Genomic DNA, 15823 nt, shown 5'->3' with positions numbered 1-15823 from the left:
TTGCATTCCGAGGTCTCCATGGGACTGATTAATGAGCTGCAACTGGCGCGCGATGTATTGCGTCGCCGGTTGGGCCGCTGGTTGTTTGACCGGGCGCGCAGTCGTCCGGCTGACGATGGCTGTGGCAAGGTGGTGCTGCTTCGTTGGGATGCCAAGCTGGGTGATGCCATCGTCTCCTCCTGGGTTGCACGGGAAATCCGCCGGGCCCAGCCAGAGCGGGAAGTGTGGGTCGTGACGACTCATGCCATGGCCCCGCTATTTCGCGATCATCTGGGAGCAGATCGAGTCATCGAGGTACCCAAGCGTCCGGCTTATGGCGAGCTGAAAGCGCTGGCGCACTCTCTGGGGCGGGTCGGATATCTGGTCCATCTTGGCAAGTCGCTGAAGATGAAAGATATCTACTTTTTGAATCAGGTCGATGCCTGCCACATTGCGGGCATGGATGATGCGCTGGCTTCCATTGATATCAAGCTTGGCGAACGCACGGCCGGACGCCACTTTGCCGACAAGTTCGCGGCGCTGCTGGACAGCATGGGGATTCGCGATCCCGATACCCGATATGTGATCCCCCATAGTCCCGAGTGGGAGCAAAATCTGGCAGCATGGTGGCCTGCCGCGCAACAGGTGATCGCGTTTAACCCGTATGGCAGCGGTGGCGCCCGCCGTCTGCGACCGGAGATGATTGCCCGCATGCTGGAGCTGATGCTGGCCCATTGCCAGCAAACCCTCTGCCTGCTTTTCCCGCCAGGGATGGAGCAGGAGGTCGCCACATTGCGCGATAAAGCCAGCGAGCCAGCACGGATCCTGCTGTCGCCAGAGGCACCATCGCTCGGCGGGCTCTTTACCCAGTTGCGTCACTCGGTTGGTCTGGTGTCGGTCGATACCGCCACCGTACATATTGCGGCAGGACTGAACTTGCCGATCCTGGGGCTCTATAACCCGGATCTGGGCGGGGGAGGTGAAAACTACGCTGAGTGGCACCCCAATACCCGTGATGCGATGACGCTGTTTTCCAAATCGCTGACCAGTCAGGATATCAATTCGCTGGATATGAACGAGTTCGAGCAGACCTTCTCCAGATGGATTGCCTCGATCAATAACAAGAACCCTACATAACAGGAGCCACAGGGATTGAACGAATTACAAAAGAGGAGCGGAGCCAACGGCTTGTTTTATCTGGGCCTTGGCGGGGGGCTGCTGATCTCCCTGATTTTCTTCCAGTTGCAACTCCTCACTGGCGACCAGACCCAGATGCTCTACAAGGGTTACCTGGGGGCTTATGAGGGGGTCTGGCTCAGTTATGGCAATGCGGCGAGTGCGGTGGGCAATGTGCCGGGCAGCTTGTCGGCCTGGCTGATCGGTGGGCCGCTGTTGCTGTGGGACTCTCCCTATGCACCCATGCTGCTGCTGCTGGCGATGCGGCTGGTCGGGTTCCTGCTGTTTGATGCGGTGATCCGCCAGGTGTTTGATGACAGGGTGCGCCTGCTGTTTCTGGTGCTCTGCTGGCTCAACCCCTGGTTCCAGTACGAAAGCCTGCTCTACAACCCCTCCTATCTGTTCCTCTTCTCGGCCATGCACTGCTGGTCGGCCTGGCATATGCGTGAGCGGGCCTCCTTCTGGCACATGATTGTTCACCTGCTGGCTATCGGCATGGCGATGCAGTTGCACTACTCCTGGCCGCTGCTGGCGGTAATGTCCACCTATCTGTTCTGGCGCCGCATTCTCAAGGTGAGCTGGAGCGGGGTGGTGGTGGCTGCTCTGTTGATCGGTGCATCCCTGATCCCTTACGCCATGGAAGTGATGAGCAACAGCCACATCACCCAGAACGTCGATCCTGAGGCGCGTCAACGTTACATCGGCTGGGGGCTGGTGCATGTCTATCCGGTGCTGAAATCAGTGCTCTACTGGCTGCGCTACGGCTCCTGGTTGTTTGCGAGCAAGCTGGTCAACGACACCCAGTTCATCTGGCTGGCGGGTCATGAGTATCTGCAGTTGGCGGCAGTCTGGCTGTGGCGGGTGGTGATCTACGGGGTGGGCTCGGCGACTGTGCTGCTGGCAGCCAAGGCCAACTGGCAGCTATGGCGTGAACTCAAACCGCGTCTGCTGCGCAGTGATCGTGCGCCAGTGGATGGCGAGAGCTGGCTCGGCCTCTATGCACTGGCGGCAGTGCTGGCGGTGCTGGTGAGTGCGGCGCTCTCGCCGATCATCTTCAACTACTGGCACCTGATGCTGATTTTCCCCTATGCCCTGTTCCCGATCCTGTTGCTGCTGGTGCGCTGGAGTCGCCGTTATCCGCAGTGGGTTGGCAAGGGGCTGCTGGCGGCCACGCTGTTCTGTACGGCGGTCAACCTGATTGCGGCGAGTGACAGCACCAAGTTCTCCTATCAGGCGGACTACAAGCTGCAGGTGCAGGAGTATCTGCAAGAGATGAAGCTGCAACCCGGGCAGTAACTCTCATCAACAGCCTGCTCCCCTGATCTTGGGGGAGCAGGTTATCGGTCACTATTCGAAACGATCCATATGGGCGAAGTTATTGGCTTCGGCAACCCAGCCTTCACGCCCATTGTTGTCCCGTATTTTTACCCACCACTGGTTTTTTGGGTTCTGGCCATATCTGATTTCGGTGCCCTCGTCGTCATAGTCCAGAGTGTAAAAATTCCCCTGATACCAGAACAGCATGGCGCCTTCGCCAATAGAGCCCAGCGTATCAAGTCGTTCACCCGTCTTCATATTGAGGAGTGGTCCCTCACCCCGTTCGTTGTAGCCGAGCTTGACCGGTTTCAGTACGGTGACAGTCCCCGCTTTCTCGGTAATTACCACGCCAGTCAACCCCTGTACCTTCTGGTTACGCGGCACCCGGAACAACACTTTGGCTGTGGGGGAGGGCTCAGCCCTGGCGAGCACTTCCTGTTTGGTCGTCCACTCCTGATAGGTACAGCCTTCAAACGGGCAGCGGTCCCAGTCGTAATAGGGGAGGGTCAGTGCAGGTTTGGCGCTGACGGCTGCGGCGAACAGTGACAACAATACCAATAACAGTCTCATGAATTTACCTGCCCGGCGGCTTTGATAACCGGCCGTGTTGATGAATCGTGCCGTCACTATATCCCAAGGATAAAAAACCTATCAAAACAAAGAGATTATTGACTTTTGGCACAATAAAACCTGTTGGTGATATCCGGCTGCCAGCGGAGGCGCAAGGGGTCGCCATTACATGGGGTGAGATAGCCCGCCCCTTTTCCTTGTGCCATGCTGATGGCTATCAGGGCATCGGGTCGGCACTTATGGGCATCTCTCGTTCGGGTATGTGTTTGTTATTACTGCTATTGGTACTTCTTCTCCCTTTTCAGGCCATCAGCCAACCTGCCGCGATCAAGGCACCACTACATGGGTGTGTCTTCCAGCTGGCGCCGCTGGTCACTGTCGATCAACAGGGCCAGGCCTCCGGGCCGGTGATCGACTACTTTCGCCGCCATATCGAACCCGTGATCGGGCGCACCATCGAGTGGCAGGGGCTCAATGTGGCGCGGCTGCTCAGCAACCTCGAGAGTGGCGAGTGCGATCTGACCCCGCTGCTGAGCTACAGTCCGGAGCGGGCCCGCCATTTCCACTATGTCGACCCTCATCTTTTGCTGTTGCGGCCAGTGCTGGTGGTGCTGGTGCCATCGCGACTGCGCTCGGTTGAGCGGCAGGAAGATCTCTACGGCACCTCCATCGGCTGGTCGAGTCAGGCGATCGTGCCGCCGCTGTTGCAACATCCGCAGATCCATATTGACGCCCTCTCCCAGATGAATTGGGAGAATGGCAACATGCAGAAGCTGCTGCGCGGGCGGATTGATGCCGCGCTCTTCTCCAACGATATTTCCGCCAACCATTTTCGCGCCCGGCTCTCTGCTGCGACCCGTCTGATCTATCTGCCGGTCACCCCGCTGCAGGTGCATATCGTGCTGAACAAGTCGCTGGGGGATGCCAACCCCGAGCTGGCGCAGCGCATGCAGCAGGTGGTCGAACGGGTGCCGCTCGCGTCATTGGTGGAGCCGGCGCCACGGCTGTGGGGGCGTTGAGAGGGGGTTGCGTGCAATAATCTACAAGTCCAAGGCCCGCTTCTGGTGTATCTATAGCCCATGAGTACCACTGATTCCCTTATCCGCTACTGGCAATCTCCGCTCCTGCCGGGGGTCGAGCTGTCACACTCCCATCACCGGGCGTTCAGCTACGGCCGCCATGTCCATCTCGACTACCATATCGGGCTGGTGCAGCGGGGGGGCCAGAAGTTCATCCACAAGGGGAACAGCCACCATCTGGTGCGCGGGGTGCTCTCTACCGTCAACCCGGACGAGGTGCACGATGGCCTCAGCCTGCTGCCGGAAGGGTACGAGGTGCGGGTCTTTGCCATCGATCCGCAGCAGTTGGCCATCTGGCTGCCGGAGCAGCCGGAACCCTTTTTCGACAAGGGATTGCAGAGCCGCCCCGACCTCTATCAGGGCTTTGCCCAGCTGCACAGCTACCTCGACAATCCGCAGGCTGATGGTCTGCTGATCGAGAGCCAGCTGCTCGCCCTGCTGGGGGAGCTGCTGCAGTTGGCCCCCGAGGTGCACCAGCTGGCCGATCCCCAGTTGCGATTCCTGCGCGACTACCTGATGGCCGCCCTCGACGAGCCCCACTCGCTGGAAGAGCTGGCGGGGCTGCTCGGGCTCGACCGTTTCGCCTTCCTGCGCCAGTTCAAGAAGCGCAGCGGCATGACCCCCTACGCCTGGCTGAAACGGCTGCGGCTGGAGCAGGGCAAGCGGCTGCTGGCGAGCGGGATGGCGGTGAGCGAGGTGGCGCTGGCGGTCGGTTTCTTCGATCAGAGTCACTTCCACCACGGCTTTCGGCAGGCATTCGGTCTGACGCCCGCCGAATTTCGTGCCCAGATGCAATCTTTTACAAGCCGCGCTCCCCGCTGATCCGCCATGCTGGCTCTCCGTCGTTAAAGCGAGAGTTGTTATGCTGACCAGTCTGTTCGTTACCCTTGGCCTGATGCACCTGATTGCATTGGCCAGCCCCGGCCCCGATTTTGCCCTGATCCTGCGTACCAGCCTGCACCGGCCGACCGCCCTTGGCGCGGCGCTGGGCATCTCGCTGGCGATCATGGTGCACGCCACCCTCAGCCTGACCGGCATCAGCATGCTGATCGCCAGCCACCCGCTGCTGTTTATGGTGATCAAGTGCTGCGGCGCCCTCTATCTGGGCTGGTTGGGGTGGGGTGCCTTGATGGCGGCTCGCCAACCGAGCAGCACCGTCATGGCCAGCGCCGCCAATGAGCTGCACGGCTGGGGCAGGGGTGTGCGCACTGGCCTCGCCACCAACCTGCTCAATCCCAAGGCGCTGGTGTTCTTTATTGGACTGCTGGCGGCCATGGTGACGCCAGAGGTGGATGGGGTGACCCGCAGCCTGCTGGTGGGCGAGCTCTTCATCATCTCCCTCTGCTGGTTCGGGCTGCTGGCGTGGAGCCTCTCTACCGATCGCGCCCAACGGCTGCTGCAACGGGTGCAACGACCACTCAATCTGGTCACCGGCGTGCTGTTTGCGGTGGTCAGCCTCTCCATTCTGGTGAGCATGGGGGGCGAGATGTTGGCATGATAAGTTGGCGCATGAGCCATACTCCAGCAAGGTATACCAATCAGGAGTGCCAGGCCATGCGTCTACTGCCTCTCTGCTGGTTGCTGGGGATGACCCCGGCGCTGGCGGCTCCGGTTCAGCTCAAATTGCTTGAATGGGGCTATTTGCCAGCGGGTTATGAACAGCTGTTTGCCGACTATGCCAAAGCCAACGGGGTGGATGCGACGGTCAGCCGGGTCGAGCCGCTGCTGACCGATTTTGACAGCGTCTACCACGCCTTGCGCACCCGCAGCGCCGATGTGGTGATGCCGACCAGCTACTTCTACAAGGCCCATCACCAGCCGCTATTCAAACTGCTGCTTCCCATCGATTTCAGCCGCCTGCATCACTATGCCGAGGTGAGACCTGCCCTCAAGAACACCGAGTATGACAAGCAGGGGGAGCGCAACTACTCGGTGCCCTTTGCCTACGCCATGTTCAGCCTCGCCTACGACAGCAAACAGGTGTCGCAGGTGCCCACCAGTTGGAAGGTGCTGGCGAAGGGGTTGCCACCGGGCCAGTTTGCCGAATTCTGCGACCAGTTCGAGCCGCTGCTCTTTTCGGTACTGCTCTCCCTTGGCAAGTCGCCCGCCCTGTTTGCCAGCGGCGAGATGCTGGCCGACAAGAAGTTGCAGCAGGAGGTGGCGGAGCAGCTCTCTCAGCGGCTGCAATCCAGTCGTGGCTTCTGGTTCAATCAGCTCAATCGTTGCGAGGATCTGCGTCAGCAGACCTTCGCCACCACTTGGGGATTTGAATTGGTGGAGTGCAACAAGCAAAACAACCAGCAGTGGCGGATCGCCATGGTGCAGGAGGGGGCCATCTATGCCCTTGATTCCCTCTCCATTGCCCGTCATGTCGGGGAGGACCCCGAGCGGCTCAGGGCCGCCTACCTGTTGATCGACTTTATGCTGAGCGTCCCGTTGCAAAATCTCATGTTGGTGGGGATGCCCACTGTCTCGGCCAGCAATGCCGCCTCCCGGCCGCCCCTCAGCCCGCAGGAGCAAGCGGTGCTGCCGGATCGCCCGTTGCCGGAGTTTGATGAGCGGCTGCTGGTGCCCGCGCTGCCCGCTCATATCAAGAATCGCTACAAGCGGATGGTGCAGCAGGCGATCATCGCCAGCGGCAAGGGGGCGCTGGTCAAGCAGTGCCCCTGGGATCTGGATAACTGACCCTTGGTGCCCTGCCGCTTATCCGACGGCAGGCACGTCTGCGCCATTCACTCTGATAACCCCTCATGGTGGTCGCGTACATGGTTTGCTACCACCGCACCTGAATGAAGGCATCTCTTGCCAACACTGACAGCAACCTGTCGCAAGCCAGACCTCGTCAACACAGCGGGGCTTGGTGTTTCTGAGCCGTTTGTGAATGAAAAAGAGGCCAACATGGCCTCTTCTTGTTCAGTCTGGCTGCTTATTGAGTTGCATCATCCTCGTCATCCTCGTCATCCTTGCTTGGGCAGTGTTGTTGACCGGGAAGAGTGGCCTTGTTGCCAAGCAGCAGGATCTTCAGGCTCTGGTCTGCACAGCTGGCATAATAGATCTGACCATGCTGGCTGGTCTGTTCTACCTTGACCAGTCTGGCGGAGGCACCAAAGGCATTCCTCATCTCCTCCGCACCCGAAAAGGGGGTTTTGCTGTCAAATTCACCACCCAATATCAGTGCAACCGAGTCAGGTGCCAGCTTGATCTCGTTGGCTTGCACGCTCGGGATGGGTGAGCGAGGGTATGGCCAGTCTGCGCAGACATTGAAATTATCCCGTGCCGCAGCGCCAGCTCCCTGCCATGCAGGCTCTGCCAAATCCAGCTCCTGCCAGCTGTAGGGGCGAGAGTTATCCGCGCAGGTGATGGCCATAAACAGGGGGCGGCTTATCAACCCGGCTGCTGACGAGCCACCGTCAGCATTATGGGCCAGCCTGGCCAGCAGTTGGGTTGCATCATCCTGTTGCCAGAAGATCGCCTGATCCGGGTGGGGGTCTTCGACACTGTCCGCGATAATATTGTTCCATGTGCTTTTATCTATCTTGTTGCCAGCATTGTCGGTATATAAACCGGTATCCATAATGCTGTTGTTAATCACCCCACTTTGTTGCAATGCCGAGTGGCCAAAGCGCCAGTTGATGATTGCTCTGTGGTTGTTGCCGTCCATCTTTAATGTGGACACGTAATCGGTAGTGACTGGGGATACGGGCGAATCGATAATAATATCGGCAACATGCTCCGGGTGGCGATAAGCATAAAGAGCAGCCACTCGGGTACCGTAAGAGATCATGAATGGGGTTATTTTTTCCAGTTTCAGATATTGGCGCAGGTTGTCCATATCCTCAACAATGGTATTTGCACCAAACATTGATCCATATTTCTGAAATATGCTGCCACACTGTTTTGAAATAAAGTTGTTTATAGCTTTTTCATTGCTATTGGCTGTGTTATCTGCAGGCTGATCCGGCATTGCAGCGATCTCTTTGTCCAGCAGTGCCACAACTTCAGCGGGTTTCATTGCGGGCTTCACTGTGGATTTATCTGTCAGCAGGCAGGTTCGCAACTCGTGCGCCAGGGCGCTGTAGCCTGTACCTCGAGGGTCAAATGTGACCACATCGTAATGCTTCAGGATGTCGGGATCGATGATATCGAGCATCAATAGTGCATTACGCATGCGCGGAGTCGCATCAGCCGGGCCGCCCGGGTTGAAAAAAATGGTGCCGCGGCGTTCAGCCGTCGCCTTGTAATGCACGTAGAAGATGTTAAAAGATTTCTTTTGAGAGGGGGTTTGGCGTTGTTGGGTGTCGCTTGTTGATTGCTGCGAGGGGAAATAGTCACAGCTGACCCGGTTTGCTATCTCCGCTAAATCCGGCCCCCACTGGTGCTTCAGGTCATTGCATACTTCTGCAGGATTATACTTGGCCGGAAAATGCGTGGTTTTAGGGGTAGGCTGCACGGACGAGATGATTTTATCCGGGACACTGTTTGCAGTTGTTCCAGACTTATTATCTTCACCACCGCACGCAGTTAATACTGAGGCGGACAATATAATAGTTAATAACTTTATTTTCATATTTTACTCTCCTGACGTTCAGTCAAAATATCAAATTACTGAAATTGAATCCCAGTTTAAGTGTTTCAATATGTTGCTATGAAAAACGACATTGAAGATCAGCGTGATGTATTGATGGTTATGTTATTTATCTGGCGCCAGTTGGTTTTTTCCGGGCAAACGATAGTGCGACCGGCAGGTAATATGGGACTGATTATCCCGCATTATGTTGTTGGCCACAGAGGGGACTCACCTGTACAAAATGACGGCAATTGTGACAACTTGGATGTGAGCTGAACAATCTCGATCTGTCGCTTGTGGGAAGGTTGCGAATAGGTTATTTCTCTGTCAATTGGGGGCGTTCAGCGTGGGCTCTCCAGCGAGCCGGATAACATCCGTAGCAAAAACAATTGAGAAGAATGCAGGAGCAAATATGAAAAAGGTCTTGATGGTTGCCATTGCTGCGGCCCTTCTGGGTGGCTGCGCCGTAAAAAATCAGGTCTCCTACAGCTTGCAGTCGCTGCAGACGGTCCCCCTCAGCGCCTTCCAGCCGAGCGAGAGCAACCCCAACCAGCGTGTCTACAAGGAGCCCGGTGTTGATCTGCGCCAGTACAATCAGGTGCTGCTCGACCCGCTGCAGTTTATCCGGCAGGAGAATGGCCAGTGGTACCTGCTGACCGCCAACGAACAGAACCAGATTGGCCGCTACTACCACGACAAGTTCCAGAGCGAGCTGATCAGCCACGGCGTCAAGATCGCCACCGCTCCCGGCCCGGGGGTAATGCGGATCCAGGCCGCCGTCACCAACTTCGACCTGACCCGCCCCGACCCCAAACTGCGTGACCTGATGCCAGCCAAGATTGCCATCAACGTCACCCGCGAAGTGATCGGCAAGGAGCCCTATCTGCTCAAGGTGGGCAGCATGGCCCAGTTGCTCGACTCCCAGAGCGGCAAGCTGCTGGTACGGGTGATGGATGCCCGCGAAAGCCCGGATACCACCCACAAGGATGCGCCCATCACCGCCGAGGAGATGGAGAAGATGATCGACCAGTGGGCTGCCAGCCGCGCCAAACAGCTGGCGGACAATATTGGAAAATAAGAGCGGAAAATAAGAGCGGAAAATAAGCATCGGCAAATCGGTGCCGACAAGATCGAGAGGGGGAGCCAGCGGCTCCCTCTTTTTTGTCTGCATTTTTTGTCCGCGCCGCAGCCAGTGGCATGGCCGCGCAGCCCTTGCGGGATGGGGGATCACCCCGCCGCCGAGTCCGCCGTTGTGCCGTCAGCGGCGCTATAAGCCCGCCGATTTCTGCTTTTCTCCCCCATATTCTGGCAGTTAGGATGACCCCTCCCGTGACCGCATTCTCATAGCATAAGGAACCACTATGACCCGTCACCCCAGCATCAAACACTGGAGCGAGCTGCAAGAGCAGGAGCCGCGCTACTACTCCGGCAGTCAGGAGCCTCTCTCGCGCGGTTGCGCCCTCGGCAAGCACTTTGGCTTTAGCCGCATCGGCATTCACCACGAGATCGTCGAGCCCGGCCATCGCACCAGCTGGCCCCACGCCGAAAAGACCGAGGACGAGTTTGTTCACGTGCTGGAAGGCACTCCCGATGTCTGGCTCGATGGGGTGCTCCATCGCCTGCAACCGGGCGACTCGGTCGGCTTCAAGGCCGGTGACGGGCTGGCCCACGCCTTTATCAACAACACCGACGAGACTGTCCGGCTGCTCTGCATCGGCGACACCGATCGGGAGGACAACCGCATCCACTACGCCGTTCACCCCGAGCGCAACATCACCCTCGGCAAGCTGCACTGGGACGACGTGCCCGAGCGCGAACTGGGGGAGCACGACGGCCTGCCCGACAAGCTGCGCGAGAGCAACGGCCCCTTCTAGCAAAGGGTGATGGCCACCCGATGGGGTGGCGTCTCGTTCTGGCGACTATCCTTTGGGACTCAATCCAGCAAGGAGGTGGTCATGACAACAGGAACAGTGCGACTGCATCGCATCATCAAGGCGCCGCCGATGCGGGTCTATCGGGCCTTTATCGAGGCGCAGGCGCTGGCCAAATGGCTGCCACCCCACGGCTTCACCTGTCAGGTGGCGCATCTGGAGGTCCGGGTGGGCGGCTCATTCCGGATGTCCTTCACCAATTTTGCCAGTGGCCAAGCCCACGCCTTTGGCGGTGAATATCTTGAACTGGTGCCGGGCGAGCGCCTCCGTTACACCGACCGTTTCGACGATCCCGGCCTGCCCGGCGAGATGCACGTGACCATCATCCTGACCGCGGTGAGCTGTGGCACCGAGCTGGCCGTGGTGCAGGAGGGGATACCGGAGGTCATTCCGCTGGAGATGTGCTATCTCGGTTGGCAGGAGTCGCTGGCCCAGCTGGTGGCGCTGGTCGAGCCCGATATCCCGGGCTAGTGGCCGACATGTGGCGGGGAGCCTGAGCCCGTCATCGGGCGCTGCTTGCGCCGCGACATATGCCCCATCAAACAACAAAGCCTGCCGCTTGGCAGGCTTTTGCTATCTGGCTGGCCCCGTGTGGGGGCGCGGTGCTTATTGCAGGTTGAGCCCGCCCAGATAGTCGCGCTTGCCGAGATCGACCCCGGCCTGGCGCAGCAGGGCATAGGTCATGGTGAGGTGGAAGTAGAAGTTGGGAATGCCGTACTCATGGACGCAGGTATGGCCATCCATCCCCTTGCCGCCCGCCCAGTGGGGCACGTAGCGGGCGCTGGCATACTGGCTGTAGTCCGCATCCAGCTTGCTTTGCAGATAGGTGATGGTCTTGCCGATATGGACGCGCAGATCCGCCATGGTCTTGGGGTCATCCCCCAGCACCGGCGGCTGGCTGTGGCTGGCAGTGGCCACCACGGAACGGGCCGAATCGCAGCAGATCAGCACCTGTTTGCTGAGGGGCAGCATATCGACGATCAGCCGCTCGCCGAAGAAGTTCTCCACGTTGAACTGCTTCGCCTCGGCATGGGCCGCGGCCTTGGCCAGACAGTGGTCGAGGTTGGTCAGCATCTTGATAAACTGGGCGGTAATGTCGCGATTCATAAGCACTCTCCATCTTGTTGAAACAGCGGCCGCTTGCGTGGCCGCGGTGAATGAGACTGGCTAATCGGCCACCAATATACTCCATCCCCTCGCCGGTTCGATCCCGTGGCGACAAAAAGGGCAGGGGAGGCGTGCGCCACACGACAGACGGTGGCGATCAGCGGGAGGCGTGTTGCCAGTAGAACGCCAGCCCCACCCCCACGATCCCGATCAGCCAGTAGAGCGGCTGCCACTGTTCGGGCGAATCGACAAATTTGGCGATGGTCATGCAGGCCGAGGCGGTGCAGACCACCCCCACCCAAAGCCGCCAATAGCGCGGAAAGTGGGTAATCAAATCGATGAGATCCAGCAGATCATCGATCAGTCGCAGCGGTGACATGTCAGCCCTCCTTTGGTGTGCGGCCGGTTGCCATCCGCTTCAGCTTGGCATGGTGCGCGGGTGGGCGGTATCTGTGACCGTGATACCAAGCCGCGGTAAAAAGGTGGCCATCTGGGCGGGGCTGGGCTTTTCCGTCGCCCTGAGTCCCTCATCGCCACTTTTTTGATCTGTGACATACATCACCCTTTTTCAGGGGCGTAGGCTGAAGTCCGTTGTCCTGGACATACGCCTGCGCATCCGCCAGGACCCTAGAAAAGGAGAATGAAATGAAGATCTATGACCGTAACCGCAATGTGCTGAACCTGGGTCAGCGCGTCATGATTGCCGCCACCGGCGCAGTCGATTTTCTCAAAGAGGCCCACACCGACAACATGACCCCCTATCAGGCGGAGCATGAGAAGTGCGTGCTGCTGGCCAACACTCAAGAGCGTTACGCGCCCATCGAGTTGATTAGACTAGGCTGATCCCTTTCCCTGTCACCCTACTCTTTACAATTCACCCGGCCGCCGCACCTGACGGCCGGGTTTCTGATTTCCCTTCCCGGTGTTGCCCACCCTTCTAATGCATCGCTTCAAGCCGGAGTCGTCTGGGAGATGACGTCTGCTTTAGCAACATAACATGACCTAGACTGCGTAATTTTCTTGTCGGAGGTGCCGGTTGTAGAGCCATCCGGTCACCAGCGTGTCCACCGCAATACCGCACCCAAAGAGAATCGCTATGCCATTGAGTGATGGCGTCAACCAGCCTTGCAGGTAGCACACATAGGCGGAGCCATAGACGGTGATGTTGGTGATCACCGATTGAATGGCCAAATAACGGGTCTGTCCCCGACCATACAGGACGCTATCCATGCAGGTGTTGAACATGAACAGCATGTAAAACGGCAGCGAAAGCAGGATCAGGTGAAGATGCTGGGTGATTGCGGTGTTGAGGATGTTTCTGATGAACCATTCATAACCCGGCGAGAGGAGTATCCATGCAATTGCAATGAGGACGCAGGTGGTGAAGTAGCCAAGCATTTTGTCCCAATGCGGGAGCTTGTCTCCTTGTGACACATCTTGCTTGATGAGATCTGCCATCGGTAAAAACGGAAGCAGTAACCATCCCCATATAAAGCTGTTGGCAACCCAGAATGTCCCTTGTTCTTCGACAACATTGACCATTCTGATGATGAAAATGAGAAAGAACGCATTCCGTATCAATGAGTCCATACCGCTCCATTTGCCAACTCGGAACCACTCCCGCATCCATCCGAAGTCGGCTTGAACATGCAAGTCAGCAGAGGTGAGCCGGTATTTCTGCCTGACAACCCTGAGCGCATAAACGAGCGTGCAAATGCTTGCCACTATGTTGCTGTACGCGATGCCGTTGACCCCTAGCCGCAAGCTAAATTCCAGCTGGCTGAGCAGGAGTGTATCAAGGGTGACACTGACCAGAATCTGGATGGCAAGAACGGTATATATGACACGGCGCCAGTCTTGCAGGACGAAGAATATGGTCAGGAAGCGAACCGCATTGAAGAGTGTCGTGGCAATCATTTCGAGGCGGATATAGTCCACGGTGGCCGCAACTTGTTCCGGACTTTGAGCCATAGCCTGCACCAGTGGCATAGCGAAGAGTGCAATGAGACCCGTAAAGAGGGAGTAGATACCGACGGTGACAATGAGGCCTGTTTTGAGCTTGTTCAGTGTGGCGTCACGCTCATGGAGTGTTTTTCCCAAGAGATAGAACAACGGCAGAATCAGCGCTTCCTGCACCACTTCCAGCCCCAGATTGACCCAGGCCAGCTGGCTTGCAATGTTGACTCCCCACTCTGTCGGGAGATCGCCAAGGTAGTAGATGCGCGTAGTGGTATAGATGGTCGGCAAGGCGGCTGTGATCAAAAGCGCCAAGTAGAGAGGCCAATTGATCCTGCTTAGAGATGCGCGGGTTCTAATAGCCAGTCGGTTGGCGTGGGCGTGGTTCATAAATCCAGTAGGCACTGATAATCCTTGGCGATGTCGTCAATTTGCAGAGAGGTGCTGGGGCGAATATCGAAACATATTCGGATGATCGCGTCATTAAAAACCAACTCAATCAGCTGGCTGGCCACAGCTGAAAGACAAGATAAATCATGGGCTTCCTGCTGGCGTCCCTCTTCACGCTGAATCGCGGGCTCGTATCTTTGAGTCGGCCAACCCCTTGTTGGCGCCTGTGATAGCAGCCCCGAGCCCTGAGTTGCAGCCAAAACGGTTGGTATAAATTTAATTTATAGATTTCGCGAAAATGACCTCGTTTTGTCTTATGCGGACAGGCGGCAATCCACAAGCTCCCATCTGGCTGCCAGCGGGGCGCTGGAGGGCAATGGCCGATTTGGCGAGAGGGATGATAGCGACAGGGGAGGTTGCCAAATGCTGAAAAATTGAGCCGAGTCACACCCCGCTCGATTTGAGCGATTGTCAGCCAGTGCAGGCTCATGCGAACCTTTAATTCCCGTTAACGCACTAAAAAATAACGACTATGTTCAGGCAAATAATGATGGGGGCCGCCCTGCTGTCGGCGGCGCTGCTTTCCGGTTGTGCTTCCGTACCCATGGCCGATGCCACCGCAGACGCGCAGGCCAAGCAGTTTGTGGCGCCCAGGGATGCGGCCAACCTCTATATCTATCGCAACGAAACCTTCGGGGCGGCCGTTAAAATGCCGTTGCTGGTGGATGGCATGGCGGTCGGCGATACGGTGGCCCACAGCTATATCCTCAAACAGGTGACGCCGGGCAGCCACACCATCACCTCCAAGTCGGAGAACGATGCCACCCTGACCCTCAGCACCGAGGCGGGTAAAAACTACTACGTCTGGCAAGAGGTCAAGATGGGCCTGCTGATGGCCCGCTCCAAGCTGAGTCAGGTCAGTGAAGAGGAAGGTAAGCAAGGGGTGGTGGAGAGCAAGTTGGTTAAGTGACCAGAGGCTTCCACCAAAAACAAGGCGTAGCTCCACCAGTTACGCCTTTGCCCGAAAGTGGGTGTTCCAGATTTCCTGTCCATGTAGGTTCGATTAGCGAAGCGTAATCGGACGATCGCGTAATCGAACATCCGCACCATCACAGCCCGCAAGCAGATCGACGTGAGGCAAGACTATGCTTGGTTTTTCGGTCTCAACGAGGGGAAAAGGATGGCCAATTGGCGGCGGGCATGGTGGCCCGGAGGAACCTGGTTCTTTACCGTCAACCTGCTGGAGCGGCGCAACAACCGGTTGCTGGTGGAGCAGATCGACCTGCTGCGCCACAGCGTTGCCAAGGTGCAACAGGCTCACCCTTTCGCCATTCACGCATGGGTAGTGTTGCCCGACCATCTCCACTGCATTCTCTCTTTGCCGGAGGGGGACACCGATTTCCCCCTGCGTTGGCGGCTGATCAAAAGCCACTTTTCCCGCGCCTTGCCGGTGAACGAGCGGCGCAGCCAGACCCGGTTACGCCACGGGGAGCGGGGCATTTGGCAACGCCATTATTGGGAACACCTGATCCGGGATGAGCAGGATTACCGCCACCATATGGACTACGTCCATATCAACCCGCTCAAGCATGGTCATGTCACCCGGGTGGCCGATTGGCCATATTCCACCTTCCATCGTTACGTGGCGAGCGGCGTCTATCCGCCGGATTGGTGCGGGTCGATGGATGGGGTGTTGGGGGGATTGGAGTAAACCCCTAAAAGGGTTGTTCCGTCGATTACGCGATCGTCCG

At 57.8% G+C, this 15823-nt stretch carries 17 protein-coding genes; 12 read left to right on the top strand and 5 right to left on the bottom strand.

What is annotated here, in order from left to right; all coding sequences use genetic code 11:
- Positions 1-18: 18 nt before the first annotated feature.
- Complete coding sequence (locus LD28_RS0114100) at positions 19-1116, top strand: glycosyltransferase family 9 protein (protein ID WP_033137591.1); 1098 nt, start codon at positions 19-21, stop codon at positions 1114-1116.
- 135 nt (positions 1117-1251) lie between these two features.
- Complete coding sequence (locus LD28_RS0114095) at positions 1252-2451, top strand: 3-deoxy-D-manno-octulosonic acid transferase (protein ID WP_081959583.1); 1200 nt, start codon at positions 1252-1254, stop codon at positions 2449-2451.
- A gap of 51 nt (positions 2452-2502) precedes the next feature.
- Here the strand turns inward: LD28_RS0114095 and LD28_RS0114090 are convergent, their stop codons facing one another.
- A complete protein-coding gene (locus tag LD28_RS0114090) occupies positions 2503-3042 on the bottom strand; it encodes an SH3 domain-containing protein (protein WP_033137589.1) in 540 nt (179 codons plus the stop codon).
- A 260-nt stretch (positions 3043-3302) separates the two neighbouring features.
- Between LD28_RS0114090 and LD28_RS0114085 the strand changes: the two genes are divergently transcribed.
- Genes LD28_RS0114085 through LD28_RS0114070 form a run of 4 tightly spaced genes read left to right on the top strand, consistent with a single transcriptional unit; the run spans position 3303 to position 6806 of the window.
- Positions 3303-4061 carry a substrate-binding periplasmic protein gene (locus LD28_RS0114085; protein ID WP_050514335.1) on the top strand — a complete coding sequence of 253 codons (759 nt, stop codon included), beginning with the start codon at positions 3303-3305 and terminating at the stop codon, positions 4059-4061.
- 60 nt (positions 4062-4121) lie between these two features.
- On the top strand, positions 4122-4943 hold the full coding sequence (locus tag LD28_RS0114080; RefSeq protein ID WP_033137588.1) for a helix-turn-helix transcriptional regulator: 822 nt from the start codon (positions 4122-4124) through the stop codon (positions 4941-4943).
- A 40-nt stretch (positions 4944-4983) separates the two neighbouring features.
- Complete coding sequence (locus tag LD28_RS0114075) at positions 4984-5619, top strand: LysE family translocator (RefSeq protein ID WP_033137587.1); 636 nt, start codon at positions 4984-4986, stop codon at positions 5617-5619.
- A 56-nt stretch (positions 5620-5675) separates the two neighbouring features.
- Positions 5676-6806 carry an ABC transporter substrate-binding protein gene (locus tag LD28_RS0114070; RefSeq protein WP_050514333.1) on the top strand — a complete coding sequence of 377 codons (1131 nt, stop codon included), beginning with the start codon at positions 5676-5678 and terminating at the stop codon, positions 6804-6806.
- A 241-nt stretch (positions 6807-7047) separates the two neighbouring features.
- On the opposite strand, the gene LD28_RS0114065 is transcribed toward LD28_RS0114070, so the two are convergent.
- The gene (locus tag LD28_RS0114065; protein ID WP_050514332.1) at positions 7048-8688 is read right to left on the bottom strand and encodes an alpha/beta fold hydrolase; all 1641 of its coding nucleotides are present in this window, start codon (positions 8686-8688) and stop codon (positions 7048-7050) included.
- Between the two features lie 412 nt (positions 8689-9100).
- On the opposite strand from LD28_RS0114065, the gene LD28_RS0114060 reads away from it, so the two are divergent.
- From LD28_RS0114060 to LD28_RS0114050, 3 genes are all read left to right on the top strand, one after another.
- Entirely contained in the window at positions 9101-9766 is a 666-nt protein-coding gene (locus LD28_RS0114060) for a DUF3313 domain-containing protein (RefSeq protein ID WP_033137586.1), read from the top strand.
- A gap of 283 nt (positions 9767-10049) precedes the next feature.
- On the top strand, positions 10050-10562 hold the full coding sequence (locus LD28_RS0114055) for a cupin domain-containing protein (RefSeq protein WP_033137585.1): 513 nt from the start codon (positions 10050-10052) through the stop codon (positions 10560-10562).
- A gap of 81 nt (positions 10563-10643) precedes the next feature.
- Positions 10644-11090: an SRPBCC family protein gene (locus LD28_RS0114050; RefSeq protein ID WP_033137584.1), complete on the top strand. Its 447-nt coding sequence runs from the start codon at positions 10644-10646 to the stop codon at positions 11088-11090.
- Positions 11091-11225: 135 nt separating this feature from the next.
- Here the strand turns inward: LD28_RS0114050 and LD28_RS0114045 are convergent, their stop codons facing one another.
- Complete coding sequence (locus tag LD28_RS0114045) at positions 11226-11726, bottom strand: DUF1993 domain-containing protein (RefSeq protein ID WP_033137583.1); 501 nt, start codon at positions 11724-11726, stop codon at positions 11226-11228.
- A gap of 157 nt (positions 11727-11883) precedes the next feature.
- A complete protein-coding gene (locus tag LD28_RS0114040; RefSeq protein WP_033137582.1) occupies positions 11884-12105 on the bottom strand; it encodes a hypothetical protein in 222 nt (73 codons plus the stop codon).
- A gap of 266 nt (positions 12106-12371) precedes the next feature.
- On the opposite strand from LD28_RS0114040, the gene ydfZ reads away from it, so the two are divergent.
- Positions 12372-12569 (top strand): putative selenium delivery protein YdfZ, encoded by a 198-nt coding sequence (gene ydfZ / locus LD28_RS0114035; RefSeq protein ID WP_033137581.1) that lies wholly within the window; start codon positions 12372-12374, stop codon positions 12567-12569.
- Between the two features lie 159 nt (positions 12570-12728).
- Here the strand turns inward: ydfZ and LD28_RS0114030 are convergent, their stop codons facing one another.
- Positions 12729-14087 carry an MATE family Na+-driven efflux transporter gene (locus LD28_RS0114030; protein ID WP_156120247.1) on the bottom strand — a complete coding sequence of 453 codons (1359 nt, stop codon included), beginning with the start codon at positions 14085-14087 and terminating at the stop codon, positions 12729-12731.
- A gap of 517 nt (positions 14088-14604) precedes the next feature.
- On the opposite strand from LD28_RS0114030, the gene LD28_RS0114025 reads away from it, so the two are divergent.
- Together LD28_RS0114025 and LD28_RS0114020 are read left to right on the top strand one after the other, a co-directional pair.
- Positions 14605-15042, top strand: coding sequence for a DUF2846 domain-containing protein (locus LD28_RS0114025; protein WP_033137579.1), 438 nt, complete (start codon positions 14605-14607; stop codon positions 15040-15042).
- A gap of 210 nt (positions 15043-15252) precedes the next feature.
- Positions 15253-15783: an REP-associated tyrosine transposase gene (locus LD28_RS0114020; RefSeq protein WP_033137578.1), complete on the top strand. Its 531-nt coding sequence runs from the start codon at positions 15253-15255 to the stop codon at positions 15781-15783.
- Positions 15784-15823: the final 40 nt, after the last annotated feature.

The organism is Aeromonas finlandensis (assembly GCF_000764645.1).
In the GTDB taxonomy this organism is placed as follows: Bacteria; Pseudomonadota; Gammaproteobacteria; order Enterobacterales; family Aeromonadaceae; genus Aeromonas; species Aeromonas finlandensis.
This window is presented reverse-complemented; position numbering and strand designations above follow the sequence as displayed.

Excerpts from the sequence above, each read along its gene's own strand:
- LD28_RS0114045 (WP_033137583.1), bottom strand. The coding sequence starts at position 11,726 with ATGAATCGCGACATTACCGCCCAGTTTATCAAGATGCTGACCAACCTC.
- ydfZ (WP_033137581.1), top strand. The coding sequence starts at position 12,372 with ATGAAGATCTATGACCGTAACCGCAATGTGCTGAACCTGGGTCAGCGC.
- LD28_RS0114080 (WP_033137588.1), top strand. The coding sequence starts at position 4,122 with ATGAGTACCACTGATTCCCTTATCCGCTACTGGCAATCTCCGCTCCTG.
- LD28_RS0114070 (WP_050514333.1), top strand. The coding sequence starts at position 5,676 with ATGCGTCTACTGCCTCTCTGCTGGTTGCTGGGGATGACCCCGGCGCTG.
- LD28_RS0114060 (WP_033137586.1), top strand. The coding sequence starts at position 9,101 with ATGAAAAAGGTCTTGATGGTTGCCATTGCTGCGGCCCTTCTGGGTGGC.
- LD28_RS0114100 (WP_033137591.1), top strand. The coding sequence starts at position 19 with ATGGGACTGATTAATGAGCTGCAACTGGCGCGCGATGTATTGCGTCGC.
- LD28_RS0114050 (WP_033137584.1), top strand. The coding sequence starts at position 10,644 with ATGACAACAGGAACAGTGCGACTGCATCGCATCATCAAGGCGCCGCCG.
- LD28_RS0114040 (WP_033137582.1), bottom strand. The coding sequence starts at position 12,105 with ATGTCACCGCTGCGACTGATCGATGATCTGCTGGATCTCATCGATTTG.
- LD28_RS0114095 (WP_081959583.1), top strand. The coding sequence starts at position 1,252 with ATGCTCTACAAGGGTTACCTGGGGGCTTATGAGGGGGTCTGGCTCAGT.
- LD28_RS0114075 (WP_033137587.1), top strand. The coding sequence starts at position 4,984 with ATGCTGACCAGTCTGTTCGTTACCCTTGGCCTGATGCACCTGATTGCA.
- LD28_RS0114025 (WP_033137579.1), top strand. The coding sequence starts at position 14,605 with ATGTTCAGGCAAATAATGATGGGGGCCGCCCTGCTGTCGGCGGCGCTG.
- LD28_RS0114055 (WP_033137585.1), top strand. The coding sequence starts at position 10,050 with ATGACCCGTCACCCCAGCATCAAACACTGGAGCGAGCTGCAAGAGCAG.
- LD28_RS0114085 (WP_050514335.1), top strand. The coding sequence starts at position 3,303 with ATGTGTTTGTTATTACTGCTATTGGTACTTCTTCTCCCTTTTCAGGCC.
- LD28_RS0114090 (WP_033137589.1), bottom strand. The coding sequence starts at position 3,042 with ATGAGACTGTTATTGGTATTGTTGTCACTGTTCGCCGCAGCCGTCAGC.
- LD28_RS0114065 (WP_050514332.1), bottom strand. The coding sequence starts at position 8,688 with ATGAAAATAAAGTTATTAACTATTATATTGTCCGCCTCAGTATTAACT.
- LD28_RS0114020 (WP_033137578.1), top strand. The coding sequence starts at position 15,253 with ATGGCCAATTGGCGGCGGGCATGGTGGCCCGGAGGAACCTGGTTCTTT.